Origin of the sequence: Cupriavidus sp. DF5525 (assembly GCF_040149425.2) — a bacterium.
In the GTDB taxonomy this organism is placed as follows: domain Bacteria; phylum Pseudomonadota; class Gammaproteobacteria; order Burkholderiales; family Burkholderiaceae; genus Cupriavidus; species Cupriavidus pickettii_A.
The window spans coordinates 1,125,611-1,142,458 of the sequence record NZ_CP168265.1 but is presented as its reverse complement, the minus strand read 5'-3'; the positions used below and the strand labels follow the sequence as shown (position 1 = coordinate 1,142,458).

Below are 16,848 nucleotides of genomic sequence, written 5' to 3'. Positions count from 1 at the left end.
GCCACGATCCAAGGTGTATTGTCAGTACATTAGTACTTGGTGGTACGTATTTCGTTGTAAGACCAGGCAGAAACGGCATGCTCTATCAATTGCATGAGTTCCAGCGCTCGATCCTGCACCCGCTGACCGCGTGGGCCCAGGCGACCGCCAAGACCTTCACCAACCCCCTCAGCCCGATGTCGCTGGTTCCTGGCGCCCCCCGCCTGGCAGCCGGCTACGAACTGCTGTACCGGCTCGGCAAGGAATATGAAAAGCCGGCGTTCGACATCAAGTCGGTGCGCTCCAACGGCCGCGACATCCCCATCGTCGAACAGACCGTGCTGGAAAAACCGTTCTGCAAGCTGCTGCGCTTCAAGCGCTATGCCGACGATCCGGAAACCATCAAGCTGCTCAAGGACGAGCCGGTGGTGCTGGTGGCCGCGCCGTTGTCCGGGCACCACGCCACGCTGCTGCGCGACACCGTGCGCACGCTGCTGCAGGACCACAAGGTCTACGTCACCGACTGGATCGACGCGCGCATGGTGCCGGCCGACCAGGGGGCGTTCCACCTTTCGGACTACATCTACTACATCCAGGAATTCATCCGCCATATCGGCGCCGAGAACCTGCATGTGATCTCGGTGTGCCAGCCGACCGTACCGGTGCTGGCCGCGATCTCGCTGATGGCCTCGGCCGGCGAGAAGACGCCGCGCACCATGACGATGATGGGCGGCCCCATTGACGCACGGAAGAGCCCGACCGCGGTCAACTCGCTGGCGATCAACAAATCCTACGAGTGGTTCGAGAACAACGTCATCTACACCGTGCCGGCCAACTATCCCGGCCACGGCCGCCGCGTCTACCCGGGCTTTTTGCAGCATGCCGGTTTCGTGGCGATGAACCCGGACCGGCACCTCTCCTCACACTATGACTACTACCTGAGCCTGGTCGAAGGCGATGCCGACGACGCCGAGGCTCATGTACGCTTCTACGACGAGTACAACGCCGTGCTCGACATGGCCGCCGAGTACTATCTCGACACCATCCGCGAAGTGTTCCAGGAATTTCGCCTGGCCAACGGCACCTGGGCCATCGACGGCAAACCGGTGCGTCCGCAGGACATCAAGAGCACCGCGCTGCTGACCATCGAAGGCGAGCTGGACGATATCTCCGGCGCCGGCCAGACCGCGGCCGCGCACGACCTGTGCAGCGGCATCCCGAAAGCGCGCAAGCAGCACCTGAACGCCGAACGCTGCGGCCACTACGGGATCTTCTCGGGCCGACGCTGGCGCGACGACATCTACCCGCTGCTGCGCGATTTCATCCGCCAGTACCACCCGGCCACAGCTTCCGCTGCCACTGCGGCAGCCAAGTAACAAAAGAAAACGCCCGCAATCGCGGGCGTTTCTTCTTGGGCGGTCAGTGCCGCTTCAGGTAACAGAGCAGCATTTCGGAGTGCAGCTCGGCAAAGCGCTCATGCTCGTGCTGCGAGGCCACGTCGCGGCCGATCACGGCGCTGATGGTGTAGCGGTTGGACAGCACGTAGTAGCCCAGCGCGGAGATCGTCAGGTAGAACTGCGGCACGTCGATATTGTCGCGGAACACGCCCTGCTGCTGCCCACGCCGGATCACATCGGCCAGCACGTCCACCACCGGGTTGATCAGCTGCTGCAGCTGTGCGGACTTCTTCAGGTGCCGGGCCTCGTGCAGGTTCTCGCTGTTGACCAGGCGGATGAACTCGGGGTGCTCGTAGTACCAGTCCCAGACAAAGCGCGCCAGGGTGCGCACGCCCGCCACGGGGTCTTCGTCGACCAAGTGGAGTTGCTCTTCGGCGGCGCGGAATTCCGCGTATTGCTTCTCAAGTACAGCGAGAAACAGGCCTTCCTTGCTGCCGTAGTAGTAATACAGCATGCGCTCGTTGGTTTCCGCGCGTCGGGCAATCTGGTCGACGCGGGCGCCGGCCAGGCCCCCCTTGGCGAATTCCTCGGTGGCCGCAGCGAGGATGCGTCGGCGCGTCCCTTCCGGGTCGCGTTTGGTCTTGGTCTCTGTTGACATTGGGTGGCTGGTCGATTGTTGCGCGGATTATGGCACAGGCCGGAGTGCGGCAATCCGGCTGTGCGACGCGCATCATCGCCGTTTCTGTCCGCCGGCGAAATCGGGGATAATCCTTGCGGCGCGAAGGCTCGGAGAAGCCTGCAGGGGCCGCAGCGGCCAGCCGGCATATTGTCCGCCCCTATTGTTCGCCCGATGATGCGGACGTTATGTCGCCAAGCACGCACAGCGCCCCGCCAATGTCCTGTCATGTCCTGTCCACCGTGTGCCTTTTCCGGTTTTGTCCCCTGATTTCCTGCCCGCTGTCGTGAATCCCGCCGCCCAGACCCTTGCCGACCGCATCGAGGCGCTGCTGCCGCAGACCCAGTGCACCAAGTGCGGCTTTAATGGCTGCCGCCCCTACGCCGAGGCCATGGCCAGCGGCGAGGCCGCCTGCAACCGCTGCCCGCCGGGCGGCGCGGAAGGGGTGCGCCGCCTGGCCGCGGTGCTGAAGGTCGAACCGCTGCCGCTCGATCCTGAGCGCGGCATCGAGCAGCCGCGCGCGGTGGCGTGCATCGACGAGAGCCTCTGCATCGGCTGCACGCTGTGCATCCAGGCCTGCCCCGTCGATGCCATCGCCGGCGCGGCCAAGCAGATGCATACCGTAATCCCGGAGCTGTGCACCGGCTGCGACCTGTGCGTGGCCCCCTGCCCGGTCGACTGCATCGCCATGCTCCCGGTCACCGGCGAGCGCACCGGCTGGGCCGCGTGGTCGCAGGAACAGGCCGATGCCGCGCACGCGCGCTACCTCGCGCGCAAGGCGCGGCTGGTGCGCGAGCGCGAAGAGAACGACGCGCGCCTGGCCGCCAAGGCCGCGGCCAAGCTCGCCGCGGTGCAGGCGGAAACGCCGGAAAGCGAAGCCGAGCGCGCCGCGCGGGAACGCAAGCGCGCCATCATCCAGGCCGCGATCGAGCGCGCCCGGCAGAAGCAGCAGGCTGTGCAACCGCGCAATACGGAGAACGTTTCGCCCGCGGTGCAGGCTCAGATCGATGAAGCGGAAGCGCGCCGCGCGCGTGCCGGCCTCACCGCGCCTGCGACAGACAAGAACGCCAACAAAGTTCCAGAAGAAAAACAATGAACGCCGCCAAGTGCCGTGCCATCTTCGAGACGCTGCGTGAGGTCAATCCGGCCCCGACCACTGAACTCGAATACAGCTCGCCGTTCGAGCTGCTGATCGCCGTGCTGCTGTCGGCCCAGGCCACCGACGTCGGCGTCAACAAGGCCACGCGCCGGCTGTTCCCGGTCGCTCATACCCCGCAGCAGATGCTCGACCTGGGCGAGGCCGGGCTGAGCGAATACATCAAGACCATCGGGCTGTACAAGACCAAGGCCAAGCACGTGATCGAGACCTGCCGCATCTTGGTCGAGCGCCACGGCGGCAAGGTCCCGCCCGACCGCGAAGCGCTGGAGGCGTTGCCGGGCGTGGGGCGCAAGACCGCCAACGTGGTGCTCAACACGGCGTTCGGCGAGCCCACCATCGCGGTGGACACGCATATCTTCCGCGTCTCGAACCGCACCGGGCTGGCGCCGGGCAAGAACGTGCAGGAGGTCGAGCAGAAGCTGCTCAAGTGCGTGCCGCATGAATTCCTGCACGATGCCCACCACTGGCTGATCCTGCATGGGCGCTACGTGTGCAAGGCGCGCAGGCCGGAGTGCTGGCACTGCGTGATCGAGCCGCTGTGCGAGTACCGTGAGAAAACGGAGGCGCCGCGCGTGTGAGCCGGCAAAAGAAAAACCCGCCGAGGCGGGTTTTTCTTATTCACGCTGGCCGTGCGTCAGACGATGCGGCAGGCTTCGTCGAACGACAGGCGCGGGCCGCGCGGATGCAGCTTGTCGATTTCACCGTAGCCCAGGTTGCACAGGAAGTTGACCTTCCATTTGCCGTCCGGGAAGAACGCCGCGTTGACCTTGTCGGCATCGAAACCACCCATCGGACCGCAGTCCAGGCCCAGCGCGCGTGCCGCCAGGATGAAGTAGCCGCCTTGCAGCGAGCTGTTCACCAGTGCATCGCGGGCGATCTTCTCGTCGTTGCCGGCGTACCAGGAACGGGCGTCGGCGTGCGGGAACAGCTTGGGCAACTGGTCGTGGAACGCGGTGTCATAGGCAATGATCGCGGTCACCGGCGCCGAGCGGGTCTTCTCGGTATTGCCGGCCGACACGCACTCGACCAGGCGCGCCTTTTCGGCGGCGGTCTTGACGAAGACGATGCGGACCGGGCAGCTGTTGGCGGCGGTCGGGCCGAACTTCATCGCTTCATAGACCTGGTGCAGCACGGCATCGTCCACGTGGCGGTCCTGCCACACGTTGTGGGTGCGGGCTTCGGTAAACAGCTGCGCCAGCGCGGCTTGGTCGATCTGGGACATGTGCTCCTTCCTGGTCAGGATTGGTGAGAAGACGCGATTGTACCGAACGGTGTCAGCGTGCCGCGACAGCACCTTTGAGCAAGCCGTTCAATTCTCTTGCACGTTGGCCCGGGCTGGCACGGGCGCATTCGCGCGGCGCGTGAGCCACAGCACGCCGGCGAGGATCAGCCCGCCGCCGACGGCCTGCGCCGGGCCGATATGCTCGCCCAGCAGCACGGCGGCCAGCAGCACGGTCACCACCGGTTCCAGCGTCGACAGCATCGACGCCTGCGCCGCACCCAGCCGCTGCAGGCCGGCAAAGAAGGTCAGGATCGCCAACACCGTCGACAGCAGCGCGATGCCCACCATCGCCAGCCAGCCGCCGGCGGTGGCCGGGAACTGCGGCGGCGCGCCCGCGCCCAGGCGCAGCAAGCCGACCACGCCGTAAACCAGTCCGGCCGCGGTGCAGATCACCGTGGTGGTGGCGATGGGGTTGACGCTGGCGGTCACGCGCGCGCCGACGATGATGTAGACGGAATAAATCACCGCCGCCGCCAGGCCCAGTGCAATGCCCAGCGGCGAGCCCTCGCCGCCGCCCACGGTCAGGCCGGCACCGACCGAGCACAGCACCAGCGCGATCACCGCCGCCGTAGTCAGCCGCTCCTTCAGGAAGATGGCCGCCAGGATCGTCACGAACAGCGGATACAGGTACAGCAGCAGTGCCACCAGGCTGGCCTGTGCATGGTTGAGCGCGCTGAAGAAGCAGAACGACTGCCCCACATAGCCGATGCCGCCCATCGCCGCGAGCGCCAGCACGCGGCGCCATGGCGGCAGGCCGATGCCGCGCGCGCGCATCACCCACGCCAGCGCCACGGCCGCCAGCACGAAGCGCACGAACAGCAGGCCGTAGACATCCGCGCCGGCCGCGTAGGCAAAGCGCGCAAAGATCGCCATGGCCCCGAAGGCGCTGGCCGACAACGCGATCAGCAGCACGCCAGCGAGTTTGTTGCGGGCGTGGTCGGCGGCGGTGGAAGCGGTCATCGGGGGGGGGGCGGGAGTCGGCGATGCTGCATTCTACTTGGCGCGGCGGGGCACGCCAGCGAGGGCCGCAGCCCTCGTTTACAATGGCGCCACCATGTTCAATCCCTCACGAGAAGAAGTCCGCCGGTTCTTCTGCGATGCCTGGCAGAAGCAGATTGCAGGCGGCGTGCTGACCCCGCTGGAAGCCATCGCCGTCGACTGGATCGGCGAGCATCCCGAGTACCAGGACCTGCTGCGCGACACCGAAGGCGCGCTGGCGCAGGACTACACCCCGGAGCACGGCCAGGCCAATCCCTTCCTGCATCTGGCCATGCACCTGTCGATTTCCGAGCAGGTCTCGGTCGACCAGCCGCGCGGCATCCGCCAGGCCTACGAGACGCTGGCGCGCCGCCTGGACTCGCCGCACGAAGCGCAGCACCAGGTGATGGAATGCCTCGGAGAAATGCTGTGGCAGGCGCAGCGCACCGGCCAGCCCCCCGACGGCGACCACTACGTCGACTGCATCAAGCGCCGCGCCAACCGCTAAGGTACGCGCCAAGTGCAGCGTACATTTCGTCACAACCCTCGGACGGGTGCGTGGTAGGCTTTGCGGGTCAGTATTTTCCCTAGCCGCGTTGCCGTCACATGGTTGCGCGGTGCCCGCAAGCCATGTCCCGCATTGCCCCTCCTCCCCGCCGGCGCCGGCTGGCGCTCGCCGGCCGCGCCCTTGCCCCGATCTACCTGTCGCTGATGCTGGCCTGGCCGCTGGCCGGCCACGCCGGCGTGGCGCTGCTGCAACCGCCGCGCGTGATCGACGGTAACAAGCCGCTGACGCTGACGCTGGTGGTCAGCGCCGACGACGCCACGCGCCGCTACCGTATCCCCGACACGCTGGAGGTGACCGCTTCCGGCGACCTGCAGGCGCCGGTACGTCTGGTGCTATGGCGCGAGGTGTCGGGCCCGGCCGTGGTCAACCTGCGCCGCGGCGAGCACCGAGCGATCCGCTACACGGTGGCATTGCCGCCGGCCCTGCGCGGCCAGGTGCGGCTGGACGCAACCGGCATCGACGCCGCTCCCGTAACGGTAACGCTGAACCGCCTGCCGCAGCCCGGCGAGTCGACCACGGCAACCCCGCCGGTCGCCGCCAAGCCGCCGGCGCCGCCCGCCGATACAACCGATGCCGCGCCCGTGCCGGTGACCCCGGTCACTACCGCCAGCGCCGCCGCCCCCGCACCGGCCGACCTGCGCGACAGCGCACGCCTGTCGTTCCACGATCCGATGTACTTGATGGTCGGCGGGCATGGCGGCGCCAACGCCAAGTTCCAGCTCAGCTTCAAGTACCGCATCTTCGAAGGCGAGGACCCCGCGTCGAAAAGCCTGTTCGACAACCTCTACGTGGGCTACACCCAGTTCTCGATATGGGATCTGTCCGAGAAGTCCAAGCCGTTCCGCGATACCAACTACAAGCCCAGCCTGTTCTATTACCTGTCCGATACCGGCGTGCGCAACAGCGTGATCAGCCGGCTGTCGCTGGCCACCGGCTTTGAGCATGAATCCAACGGCCGCGACGGCGACGAATCGCGCAGCATCAACACGGTCTTCGTCAAGCCGACCTTCTACTTTGGCGACCAGAACGACTGGCACTGGCGCGTCGCACCCAAGGTCTACGCCTACGTGGAAAAGTCGGAGAACCCCGATATCGCCTACTACCGCGGCTACATGGACCTGGGCATCGCCTACGGGCGGCCGGATTCGTGGGAGTTCTCGGCGACCCTGCGCAAGGGCACGCGCAAGTGGTACGGCAGCGTCGACGCGCAGGTCAGCTACCCGATGGCGCGGCTGCTGCCCGGCACCGCCGGGTACCTGGTGGCGGGCTACTTCGTTGGCTACGGGGAGAGCCTGCTCGACTACAACCACAAGCTGCCCTGGCAGTTCCGCATCGGCTACGCGCTGTCACGCTGACGGCGCTAGCCCGACTCAGCCCGCCAGCGGCTTGCCGCTCGCCTTCAGCCGCGCATTGCCGACCGCGGCGGCAAACTGGCCGTGGCCGTGCCAGCCGGTGGCGCGGCCCAGTTTTTTGCCATTCTGGAAGAACATGAAGACCGGGATCCCGTGCAGCCCGAAGCGGCGGCCCAGTTCCGGGTACGTATAGACATTGGCGTGCAGCCAGTGCAGTTCGAGCGCTCGGATCGGCTCGGGATTGGCGAGCATGGCCTTCTTGGCCATCTCGCAGTTGAAGCAGTCCACGCCCCAGAAGAACACGCACACCAGCGCATCGCCGGCGCCGGCAATGGCGGCGTCGATGGTCTTGTCATCGACCTGCCGCATGCCGAAGGCATCGAAGGCGCGGTGGTCGAGATGGGGGGCCTGGGACGATTCCTGTTCCATACTCACGGTTGGCTCCGAAAAGACAAACGCCCGGGCCAGTCGGCACCGGGCGCTGCATCAGGGTACAGGGTCAGGACACACAGCGCAGTCGCGCAGCCGCCCTGCCCGGCTTACTTGGGTGCCGCCACCGTCACCAGCGCCGGCCGCAGCACGCGGTCGGCAATCGTGTAACCGCGCTGCAGCACGGCAACCACGGTGTTCGGTTCCTGGTCGGCCGGCACCATCGAGATGGCCTGGTGGCGGTGCGGGTCGAATTTCTCGCCCACCGGGTTCAGTTCCACGATCTTGCCGCGCTCGAACGCCGCCGCCAGTTGGCGCGCGGTCAGCTCGACCCCTTCGCGCAGCTTGGCGATATCGCCCGAGCCGTCGGCCAGCGCGGCCTGCAGGCTGTCCATCACCGGCAGCAGGTTGTCGGCGAAGTTCTCGATCGCGAACTTGTGCGCCTTGGAAATATCTTCCTGCCCGCGGCGGCGGATGTTCTCGCCGTCGGCAACGGCGCGCATGTACAGGTCATAGTTCTCGCGTGCCTTGGCTTCGAGGGCGGCCAGCTGGGCCGCCACATCCTCCACGGCAGCGGTTTCCGGCGCGGCGGTCTCCTGGCCTGCGGTCGCGGCGCTGGCCGCCTCATCGCCCGCGGGCGTAGGCGTCTGGGTGGATGGCGTCTGCTTCTGGTCTTCCATGTCGATCCGTATCAATACATTGTCGCGGCCGGCCGATGGCGCGGCCCCGGGTGGTAAATCGGCGTGTGTTGCGTGCAGTTGGTGGCAAGGCGCCGGTTTTCAAGAGTGGCGCCAGCGAGACGCGGAAACACACCGTTACAAAGCGTTGGCCTGTGCAATAGACGCCTTATTGCTTTGCTGCACCGCACTCACTAAGATTCTCATTAAGAAAAATGACAAAAATGTCGGGGGCCCAGGAGATGGTTCACATTTGTGCCTCTTCGGAAAATTTGGCCATGCATAAGCTGCCTGTGGTGACGCTGTGCCTCGTGGCCGCATTAGCGGTCATGACCACCTTTATCTGCCTCTCCGGCGCGTTCACGCCGCGCGATACGGAGTATGGCAGTGGCAAGGCGGTGTTCAAGCATTACATCGTTCCTATCGTCAGTCAGGAAGTCACGCAGGAATAGTCGGCCGGGACCAACAGCCTCCTGTCCGACACCCTTCCGCTGCGCGGCGGCACCGGCGCTATGCCGGTGCCGCCGCGTTGTCATTTCATCCCTTGAAGTCGTCGATGCGGCGGCGGTCGCGCTTGGTCGGACGGCCCTGGATCTGCGCGGACGGCTCCGGCTGCAGGCGCCGGCGTTCGGCATCGGCCTGCCGGCGCGCCTGGCTCTCTGTGCTTTCCTCGTACAGTGTCTGCGCCACCGGCGCCGGGCCGCGCGCCGGGGCAATGCCCTTGACCGCTAGTTCCCAGCGCTGCTGGTGCGCTTCCAGCACGACCTTGTCGCCCGGCTTCACCTCGCGCGAATTCTTGCACGGCTGGCCGTTGACAGTCACCTTGCCACGCTCCACCGCTTCGGCCGCCAGCGAACGCGTCTTGAAAAAGCGCGCGCACCACAGCCACTTGTCGATGCGCTGGCGCGCATCTGCCTCAAAATCCACATTCATGCCGCCGCTCCCCGGGTCTGCGCGCGCGAGCGCCGCGCTTCCAGTTCGTGCGGGTGCGGCGTGGCCAGTGGCCAGCCCTGCAGGTGCTGCAGCGCGATCTCCGCCATCGCCGCCACCCACGGTGCCGAATCATTCATGCACGCGATGAAGTGGAAGTCCTTGCCGCCCGCGACCTTGAATTCAGTCTGCCCTTCCATGGCGATCTCTTCCAGCGTCTCGATGCAATCGGCAGGGAAGCCGGGGCAGAACACGTCGACCCGGCCGGCGCCGACCTTGCCCAGCTCGGCCAGCGTCGGGGCCGTGTACGGCTGCAGCCATTCCGCCTTACCGAAACGAGACTGGAACGTCACCTGGTATTGTCCCGGCTGCAGGTCCAGCGCCTCGCCCAGCAAGCGGCCGGTCTTCAGGCACTCGCAGTGGTACGGGTCGCCCAGCTCCAGCGTGCGCCGCGGCACGCCGTGGAACGACAGGATCAGCTTGTCGCCGTGGGCGAAGTCCGGCATGCCGTGCCGGGCCCAGTAGGCGCCGACCTGCTGGTGCAGTGCCGAAATATAGGCCGGGTGGTCATGGAAATGCTTGACCAGCCGCAACTCGGGCTGGTTGCGCCACTGGCCGAGCACGCGGAACACCTCGTCGAACGCGGTCGCCGTGGTGGTGCCCGAGTATTGCGGGTACATCGGCAGCACCAGCACCTGCTCGCAGCCCTGGCGGCGCAGCGCCTCCAGCACCGACGCGATCGACGGGTTGCCGTAGCGCATCGCGCAGGCCACCGTCACCTCATGGCCGTTCTGGTTCAGCAGCCGCTGCAGCGCATGCGCCTGCCGCTCGCTGTAGACCAGCAGCGGCGAGCCCGTCATATGCGCCTCGCGCAGCCAGATCGATTCGTACTTGAGCGCCGAGGCGCGCGAACGCAGCGGCAGGATCACACCGTGCAGCAGCGGCAGCCAGGCCGCGCGCGGGATCTCCACCACGCGCGGGTCGGACAGGAACTCCTTCAGGTAGCGCCCCACCGCCTTGGGCGTGGGCGCGTCGGGGGTGCCCAGGTTGACCAGCAGGATCGCCGTGCGTGGCGCCTGGCCGTGCTGGTAGGCCGGTTCGGGAGAAAACGTCATGTCGCTTCCGGGTTGGCGCGGCGAGCGCAGATAACGAGCGCTCGCAACACGCTTCGGCAATATTTGCCGCGCTCGGTAGGAATGGGGCAGCTTTTGAGACCGGCCAGCCGTGTCACTGGTTCTGGCTCAGCGCGCTGGACAGCAGCCGCGCGGTGATGTCGACGATGGGGATCACGCGCTCGTAGGCCATGCGCGTGGGGCCGATCACGCCCAGCGTGCCGACGATCTGCCCGTCGACTTCGTACGGCGCGGTGATGACCGCCATGTCTTCCAGTGGCACCAGCCGGCTCTCGCCGCCGATGAAGATCTGCACGCCCTGGGCGTGGCTGGACACGTCCAGCAGCTGCAGCAGGCTGGTCTTGTGCTCGAACACGTCGAACAGCCGGCGCAGCTTGTCCATGCTGGAGGCCAGGTCTTCCACTTCCAGCAGCTTGCGCTCGCCGCTGATATAGACGTGGTCGTCCTCCTCGTCCTCGACGGTGCTGCCGGCCTCGACCGCCGCCTGCATCAGCTGCGACATGTCGCGGCGCAGGTCGCGCAGTTCCACGCGCAGGTGGTCGCGAACCGAGTCGAAGCTCATGCCGGCGTAATGCGAGTTGAAGTAGTTGGCCGCCTCGATCAGTTGCGCCGGCGTATAAGCCAGTTCGGTCTGGATGATGCGGTTCTGGACGTCGCCTTCAGGGCTGACGATGATCAGCAGGATGCGCTTTTCCGACAGCCGCATGAATTCGATCTGCCGGAACGCCTGCGCGCGCCGCGGCGTCATCACCACGCCGGCAAAGTGCGACAGGTTGGACAGCGTGCGCGCCGCCATGGTGATCATCCGCTGCGGGCCCAGCTGCTGGCCGCCGAGCTGGTCCTGGATCTGGCCGGTCAGCTCGGCCAGGTCGGCGTTGCGCTCGAGCGGCTTGGCCGTCAGCATGGAATCAACGAACAGCCGGTAGCCGCGCGGCGTCGGGATACGGCCAGCCGAGGTGTGCGGGCTGGAGATAAAGCCCATCTCCTCCAGGTCGGACATCACATTGCGGATCGTCGCCGGCGACAGGTCCAGCCCCGAGTACTTGGACAGGGTGCGGGAACCGACCGGCTGACCTTCCGCGATGTAGCGCTCGATCAGGGTCTTGAGCAGCGTTTTGGAACGTTCATCCATGATGTCCCGATTTTACGCAAGTTTTGGACCTTCCGGCGCCCGGCCTCGCCCGGCGCCGGGTTCCGCACCCGGCATGCTGACAACGGTTACGGCGGTATGGTCTAATCCCGGCATGTCCGCCCCCCCCAAAGACAGCGCGTTGCGCACTCCGTTCAAGACCGTCGCCCTGGTGGGCCGGTATTCCACCGCCGGCATCGAAGGGCCGCTGGAGGAGATCGCCTCTTATATCCTGCGCAACGGCCAGGATGTGGTGTTCGAGCGCGAGACCGCGCTGGCCACCGGGCTGACCGGCTACCCGGCCCTCTCCGCCGAGGAGATCGCCGAACAGGCCGATGTCGCCGTGGTCCTGGGCGGCGACGGCACCCTGCTGGGCCTGGCGCGCCAGCTGGCCGGCCACGAAGTGCCGCTGATCGGCGTCAACCACGGGCGGCTCGGCTTCATGACCGATATCGCGTTGGAAGACGCGCATACGGTATTGCCCGACATGCTCGACGGCCGCTACGAGGCCGAGACCCGGCTGCTGCTGGAATCGCGCGTGGTGCGCGACGACATGGATATCTTTTCCGCGCTGGCGCTGAACGATGTGGTGGTGAACCGCTCGGGCATCTCCGGCATGGTCGAGCTGGCGGTGTCGGTGGACGGCTTTTTCATGTACAACCAGCGCTCGGACGGCCTGATCGTGTCGACCGCCACCGGCTCGACCGCGTACGCGCTGTCCGCCGGCGGCCCGATCCTGCATCCTACGCTGTCCGGCGTGGTGCTGGTGCCGATCGCCCCGCACGCGCTCTCGAACCGCCCGATCGTGCTGCCGCACGACGCCGAGGTCACCATCGAAGTGGCCAGCGCGCGCGACGCGAGCGTCAACTTCGACATGCAGTCGCTGACCTCGCTGCTGCCGGGCGACCGCATTGTAGTGCGGCGCTCGGAGAAGCACATCAACCTGCTGCACCCGGTCGGCTACAACTACTACGCCACGCTGCGCAAGAAGCTGCACTGGCACGAGTATCCGTCCGAAGACAACCGCCTCTGAGCCGCCCCCCAGCCCGAGCCCGACCCACCGGACCGACACCCCCTCACGCCACGATGCTGCGCAGCCTGTCCATCCGCGATTTCGTCATCGTCGACACGCTCGACCTGGATTTCACGTCCGGCTTCACCGTCTTCACCGGCGAAACCGGCGCCGGCAAGTCCATCCTGATCGATGCCCTGGCCCTGGTGCTGGGCGAGCGCGCCGATGCCGGCGTGGTGCGCGAAGGCGCCCCGCGCGCCAGCGTCAGCGCCACCTTCTCGACCCACCCGGCGCTGGACGCCTGGCTGGCCGAGCGCGAACTCAACGGCGACGCGGAAGACGGCGTGCATAGCGTGCTGCTGCGCCGCACCGTCGATGCCGGCGGCCGCAGCAAAGCCTTTATCAATGGCGCCGCCGCCACGCTGGCGCAGCTGCGCGAAGTCGGCGATCAGCTGGTCGACATCCACGGCCAGCACGCGCACCAGCTGCTGCTGCGCCCCGACGCCCAGCGCCTGCTGTTCGACGCCCATGCCGGGCTGACCCAGCAGGCCGGCGCCGTGGCCGAGGCCTGGCGCGCGTGGCGTGCCTGCGTGCGCCAGCGCGAGGCGGTCGAGCACCAGTCGCGCGAGATGCAGCTCGAGCGCGAGCGGCTGGAATGGCAGGTGGGCGAGCTGGACAAGCTCAACCCGCAGCCGGGCGAATGGGAAGAGATCCAGTCCGAGTACAACCGACTCTCGCACGCCGCCGGCCTGATCGACGGCAGCCGCGCCGCGCTGGATGCGCTGTCCGAGGCCGACGGCTCGGTGCTGTCGGCGCTGAACACCATCGTGCACAGGCTGCAGCAGCTGGCCGATCTCGACCCGGCGCTGCGCGACGTGCTGGCCGCGCTCGAACCCGCCCAGATGCAGGCCGAGGAAGCCGCACACTCGCTGACGCGCTATGTCGACCGGCTCGAACTCGACCCCGAGCGGCTGCAGGCGGTGGAAGAGCGGATGCAGGCTTTGCACGCCACCGCGCGCAAGTACCGCCTGCCGCCGGAACAACTGCCCGACGAACTGACCGCACGCCGCCAGCAGCTCGACGACCTGCAGGCCGCCCAGGACCTGAACAAGGTGATGGCGCGCGAGGCCGCGGCCAAGGCCGCCTACCTGACCTTGGCGCAACACCTGAGCCACGCCCGCCGGCAGGCGGCGCAGGCGCTGTCGGCCGCGGTCACCGAGGCCATGCAGGGACTGTCGATGGCCGGCGGCAGCTTTGTGGCCGCGCTGAACGCGCTCGAGGAAGGCCAGAGCTACGGGCTCGAGCAGGTCGAGTTCCTGGTTGCCGGCCATGCCGGCGTCAGCGCGCGGCCGCTGGCCCGGGTGGCTTCCGGCGGCGAACTGGCGCGGATCAGCCTGGCGATCTCGGTGATCACCAGCGAAGCCTCGCCCACGCCCACGCTGATCTTCGACGAGGTCGACACCGGCATCGGCGGCGCGGTCGCGGAGGTGGTCGGCCGGCGCCTGCAGGAGCTGGGCCGCGCGCGCCAGGTGCTGTGTGTGACCCACTTGCCCCAAGTCGCCGCGCAGGCCGGCACGCACCTGCTGGTCAGCAAGGAAACCACCGGGGCAGGCGACGGCTCGGTCACACGCTCGCGCATCCGCGTGCTCGATCCCGCCGGCCGCGTGGTCGAGACTGCCCGCATGCTGGGCGGCGCCACCGTCACCGCGACCACGCTGCAGCATGCCGAGGAAATGCTTGCGCAAGGCATGGCCGAGGCACCAGCCAGCCAGTCGGCGCGCAGCGCGGGCGCCAAGGAAGGCCGGCGCGGCCGCCGCGCCGCAGGCTGATCTCCCCGCTGCCCGCCCATGGCCGCCCACTGCGGCGGCCGCCCACCCGATACTGACAGGAGCTTCACCATGACCCGCCAAGCGCCGCAAGCCGGCTTCCGGCATCGCCCCCGGGCATCCCTGCGCGCCGTTCTGGCGATCGCCACCGCCGCCTCGGCGGCACTGCTGGCGCTGTCCGGCTGCCAGGCCCAGTCCAAGGCCTACGCCCCGCCGCCGGGCAGCATCAGCGACGACCGCTCGCTCGGCGACATCATGGTCCGCTTCAAGCCGCCCGCGGTGAATCTGTCAGAAGATGCCGGCAAGCTGCTGGCCGAGATCAAGGGGCCGATCCGCTTCGTGGTCAAGCGCCCGATGTCGGACGGTGTCTGGCTGGTGACGGCAATCTCGCCGTCGGCGGAGGCGACCATCGACCAGGCCGTCGACACCCTGCGCGCCACGCCGCGCATCGACACCGCCGAGCCCGACCGCCTGATCAAGCCCAACCGGAATATGCCCACCAGCCGGGACATGCCGCAAAGCTGACGGCGCTCCGGCGCTGTCCGGAAGAGACGCGTTCTAAGCCCTCGGTAGCCCTTGCGCTATCGGCCAGGATCGTATTCGCTACATAGCATGCCCCGCACCGTCCCCGCCGGCCGGCGCCCCAGGAGGAACACATGCCGCAATCCAACGCGCAGCCCGTCTTCCGCCGATGCTCGCCGGCCCGCCGCTGGCGGGTAACCCTCCTCACCGCAGCCGCGATTTGCGGCGCGGTGCCGGCGACCGGGGCGCTTGCCGCGCCGGGCGCCCAGGCCTACACCGGCCATATCATCGTGCGCTGGCGCGATGGCTCCACCTCCGTCACCGACCCTGCCACCGCCGGCAAGAACCCGGCCTCGGCAGCGACGGGCGAGCCCAAGGACAACCTGCAGCAACTGCGCGAGCGCACCGGCATCGCGGCCACGCTGCGCCGCCCGATGGGCGGCAACCTGCAGCTGCTGCAGGTCCCGGCCGAACTCGCCGCCGACCCCGAAGCGGCCGCGGCGCGGCTGCGCCAGGACCCACGCGTGGCCGACGCCGTGCCCGACCGCTGGCTGCGGCTGCACGACACCCTGCCCGACGACCCTGAGTTCCGCGTCAACCAGCCCTATCTGATGGGCACCGGCACTGCGGTCGGCGGCGTCAACCTGCCGCGCGCCTGGGACCGCACGCGCGGCAGCAGCGGCGTGGTGATCGCGGTGGTCGATACCGGCGTGCTGCCCCACCCCGACCTGGCGGGACGGCTGCTGCCGGGCTATGACTTCATCAGCAGCACCACCATCTCCAATGACGACAACGGCCGTGACAGCGACGCCACCGATGCGGGCGACAACGTGCCGGTGGGCTTCACCTGCCCCGGCAGCTCCACGGCGGAACAGGAGGCTACGCCAAACAGCTGGCACGGCACGCGCGTGGCGGGCGTGCTGGGGGCGCTCACCAACAACGCCCAGGACATCGCCGGCGTCGACTGGAATGCGCGCATTCTGCCGGTGCGCGTATCGGGGCGCTGCGGCGCGCTGCTGTCCGATACCGTCGACGCCTTACGCTGGGCCGGTGGCCTGCCGGTGCCCGACGTGCCGGCCAACCCGACGCCCGCGCGCGTGGTCAATATCAGCCTGGGTGGCGGCACCTGCAGCAGCATCGAGCAGCAGGCCGTCAACGACCTGAACGCGCGCGGCGTGGTGGTGGTGGCCGCGGCGGGCAACAACCGCGGCGCGGTGGAAGCGCCGGCCGATTGCAGCGGCGTGATCGCCGTTACCGCGCATGCCAACGACGGCGAGAACGCCACCTATGCCAACATCGGCGCGCAGGTCGCCATCAGTGCGCCCGGCGGCGGCTGCGGCAATTCGCGCGTGCAGAACGGGCAGTGCACGGTGACGCCGTCGGTGATCCGCACGCTGAGCAACCTCGGGCAGACCTCGCTGGGCGCGTACACGGTGTCGTCGTCGCAGGGCACCAGCTTTGCGGCGCCGATGGTGTCGGGCGTGGTGGCGATGATGTTTGCGGTGAACGGGGCGCTGACCCCGGCGCAGGTGACCACGGCGCTGAAAGCTTCGGCGCGGCCGCACCCGTCCGGCACCTTCTGCACCACCAACCCCGGTGTGTGCGGCGCGGGGCTGCTCGATGCCGACGGGGCCCTGGTGGCGGCGGGGGCGGCACCGGCCGCCGCAGTGGCGCCGGCGCCCTCATCCGGCGGCGGCGGCGGCGCGATGCCGGTCTGGGGTGCGTTGCTGCTGACGTTATCCGGCCTGCTGGCCTTTACGCTGCGGCGGCGTGCCTGAATTCTGAAGCGTGGCGCGCGG

The 16,848-nt window shown here is 67.9% G+C and carries 18 protein-coding genes; 10 read left to right on the top strand and 8 right to left on the bottom strand.

Annotated features, from left to right (window positions below):
• The first annotated feature begins 77 nt into the window (after positions 1-77).
• Positions 78-1,355, top strand: a complete 1,278-nt coding sequence (locus ABNX08_RS05455; RefSeq protein WP_022534155.1) for a polyhydroxyalkanoate depolymerase — start codon at positions 78-80, stop codon at positions 1,353-1,355.
• Positions 1,356-1,398: 43 nt separating this feature from the next.
• Here the strand turns inward: ABNX08_RS05455 and ABNX08_RS05450 are convergent, their stop codons facing one another.
• Positions 1,399-2,034: a TetR family transcriptional regulator gene (locus tag ABNX08_RS05450; protein ID WP_022534154.1), complete on the bottom strand. Its 636-nt coding sequence runs from the start codon at positions 2,032-2,034 to the stop codon at positions 1,399-1,401.
• Positions 2,035-2,338: 304 nt separating this feature from the next.
• Between ABNX08_RS05450 and rsxB the strand changes: the two genes are divergently transcribed.
• Both rsxB and nth read left to right on the top strand, forming a co-directional pair.
• Positions 2,339-3,148, top strand: coding sequence for an electron transport complex subunit RsxB (gene rsxB, locus ABNX08_RS05445; RefSeq protein ID WP_022534153.1), 810 nt, complete (start codon positions 2,339-2,341; stop codon positions 3,146-3,148).
• Complete coding sequence (gene nth, locus ABNX08_RS05440) at positions 3,145-3,789, top strand: endonuclease III (RefSeq protein ID WP_022534152.1); 645 nt, start codon at positions 3,145-3,147, stop codon at positions 3,787-3,789. Before rsxB ends, nth begins: the two co-directional genes overlap by 4 nt.
• A gap of 56 nt (positions 3,790-3,845) precedes the next feature.
• Here the strand turns inward: nth and ABNX08_RS05435 are convergent, their stop codons facing one another.
• Together ABNX08_RS05435 and ABNX08_RS05430 are read right to left on the bottom strand one after the other, a co-directional pair.
• A complete protein-coding gene (locus ABNX08_RS05435) occupies positions 3,846-4,433 on the bottom strand; it encodes a malonic semialdehyde reductase (protein ID WP_022534151.1) in 588 nt (195 codons plus the stop codon).
• Between the two features lie 87 nt (positions 4,434-4,520).
• A complete protein-coding gene (locus ABNX08_RS05430) occupies positions 4,521-5,453 on the bottom strand; it encodes a DMT family transporter (RefSeq protein ID WP_349609431.1) in 933 nt (310 codons plus the stop codon).
• A 94-nt stretch (positions 5,454-5,547) separates the two neighbouring features.
• On the opposite strand from ABNX08_RS05430, the gene ABNX08_RS05425 reads away from it, so the two are divergent.
• Complete coding sequence (locus ABNX08_RS05425) at positions 5,548-5,979, top strand: DUF1841 family protein (RefSeq protein ID WP_041680973.1); 432 nt, start codon at positions 5,548-5,550, stop codon at positions 5,977-5,979.
• Positions 5,980-6,101: 122 nt separating this feature from the next.
• A complete protein-coding gene (locus ABNX08_RS05420; protein WP_022534148.1) occupies positions 6,102-7,394 on the top strand; it encodes a phospholipase A in 1,293 nt (430 codons plus the stop codon).
• Between the two features lie 15 nt (positions 7,395-7,409).
• Here ABNX08_RS05420 and ABNX08_RS05415 read toward each other — a convergent pair whose 3' ends face one another.
• Positions 7,410-7,820: a thioredoxin family protein gene (locus tag ABNX08_RS05415; RefSeq protein ID WP_022534147.1), complete on the bottom strand. Its 411-nt coding sequence runs from the start codon at positions 7,818-7,820 to the stop codon at positions 7,410-7,412.
• A 110-nt stretch (positions 7,821-7,930) separates the two neighbouring features.
• Positions 7,931-8,500 carry a nucleotide exchange factor GrpE gene (gene grpE, locus ABNX08_RS05410; RefSeq protein ID WP_022534146.1) on the bottom strand — a complete coding sequence of 190 codons (570 nt, stop codon included), beginning with the start codon at positions 8,498-8,500 and terminating at the stop codon, positions 7,931-7,933.
• Between the two features lie 275 nt (positions 8,501-8,775).
• Here grpE and ABNX08_RS05405 point away from each other — a divergent pair, with 275 nt between their 5' ends.
• Positions 8,776-8,949 carry a hypothetical protein gene (locus ABNX08_RS05405; RefSeq protein ID WP_022534145.1) on the top strand — a complete coding sequence of 58 codons (174 nt, stop codon included), beginning with the start codon at positions 8,776-8,778 and terminating at the stop codon, positions 8,947-8,949.
• Between the two features lie 85 nt (positions 8,950-9,034).
• On the opposite strand, the gene ABNX08_RS05400 is transcribed toward ABNX08_RS05405, so the two are convergent.
• The 3 genes from ABNX08_RS05400 to hrcA all read right to left on the bottom strand — a co-directional run bounded on the left by ABNX08_RS05400 (position 9,035) and on the right by hrcA (position 11,692).
• Positions 9,035-9,430: an RNA-binding S4 domain-containing protein gene (locus ABNX08_RS05400; RefSeq protein WP_022534144.1), complete on the bottom strand. Its 396-nt coding sequence runs from the start codon at positions 9,428-9,430 to the stop codon at positions 9,035-9,037.
• A complete protein-coding gene (gene hemH, locus ABNX08_RS05395) occupies positions 9,427-10,542 on the bottom strand; it encodes a ferrochelatase (RefSeq protein ID WP_022534143.1) in 1,116 nt (371 codons plus the stop codon). Before hemH ends, ABNX08_RS05400 begins: the two co-directional genes overlap by 4 nt.
• Positions 10,543-10,654: 112 nt before the next feature.
• The gene (gene hrcA / locus ABNX08_RS05390; RefSeq protein WP_022534142.1) at positions 10,655-11,692 is read right to left on the bottom strand and encodes a heat-inducible transcriptional repressor HrcA; all 1,038 of its coding nucleotides are present in this window, start codon (positions 11,690-11,692) and stop codon (positions 10,655-10,657) included.
• 112 nt (positions 11,693-11,804) lie between these two features.
• Between hrcA and ABNX08_RS05385 the strand changes: the two genes are divergently transcribed.
• The 4 genes from ABNX08_RS05385 (at position 11,805) to mprA (ending at position 16,827) form a co-directional block, all read left to right on the top strand.
• Positions 11,805-12,722, top strand: coding sequence for an NAD kinase (locus ABNX08_RS05385; protein ID WP_349609435.1), 918 nt, complete (start codon positions 11,805-11,807; stop codon positions 12,720-12,722).
• A gap of 53 nt (positions 12,723-12,775) precedes the next feature.
• Positions 12,776-14,530 carry a DNA repair protein RecN gene (gene recN, locus ABNX08_RS05380; RefSeq protein WP_022534140.1) on the top strand — a complete coding sequence of 585 codons (1,755 nt, stop codon included), beginning with the start codon at positions 12,776-12,778 and terminating at the stop codon, positions 14,528-14,530.
• Positions 14,531-14,599: 69 nt separating this feature from the next.
• A complete protein-coding gene (locus ABNX08_RS05375; RefSeq protein WP_349609437.1) occupies positions 14,600-15,052 on the top strand; it encodes a hypothetical protein in 453 nt (150 codons plus the stop codon).
• 131 nt (positions 15,053-15,183) lie between these two features.
• The gene (gene mprA, locus ABNX08_RS05370; RefSeq protein WP_022534138.1) at positions 15,184-16,827 is read left to right on the top strand and encodes an MprA protease, GlyGly-CTERM protein-sorting domain-containing form; all 1,644 of its coding nucleotides are present in this window, start codon (positions 15,184-15,186) and stop codon (positions 16,825-16,827) included.
• Positions 16,828-16,848 lie beyond the last annotated feature (21 nt).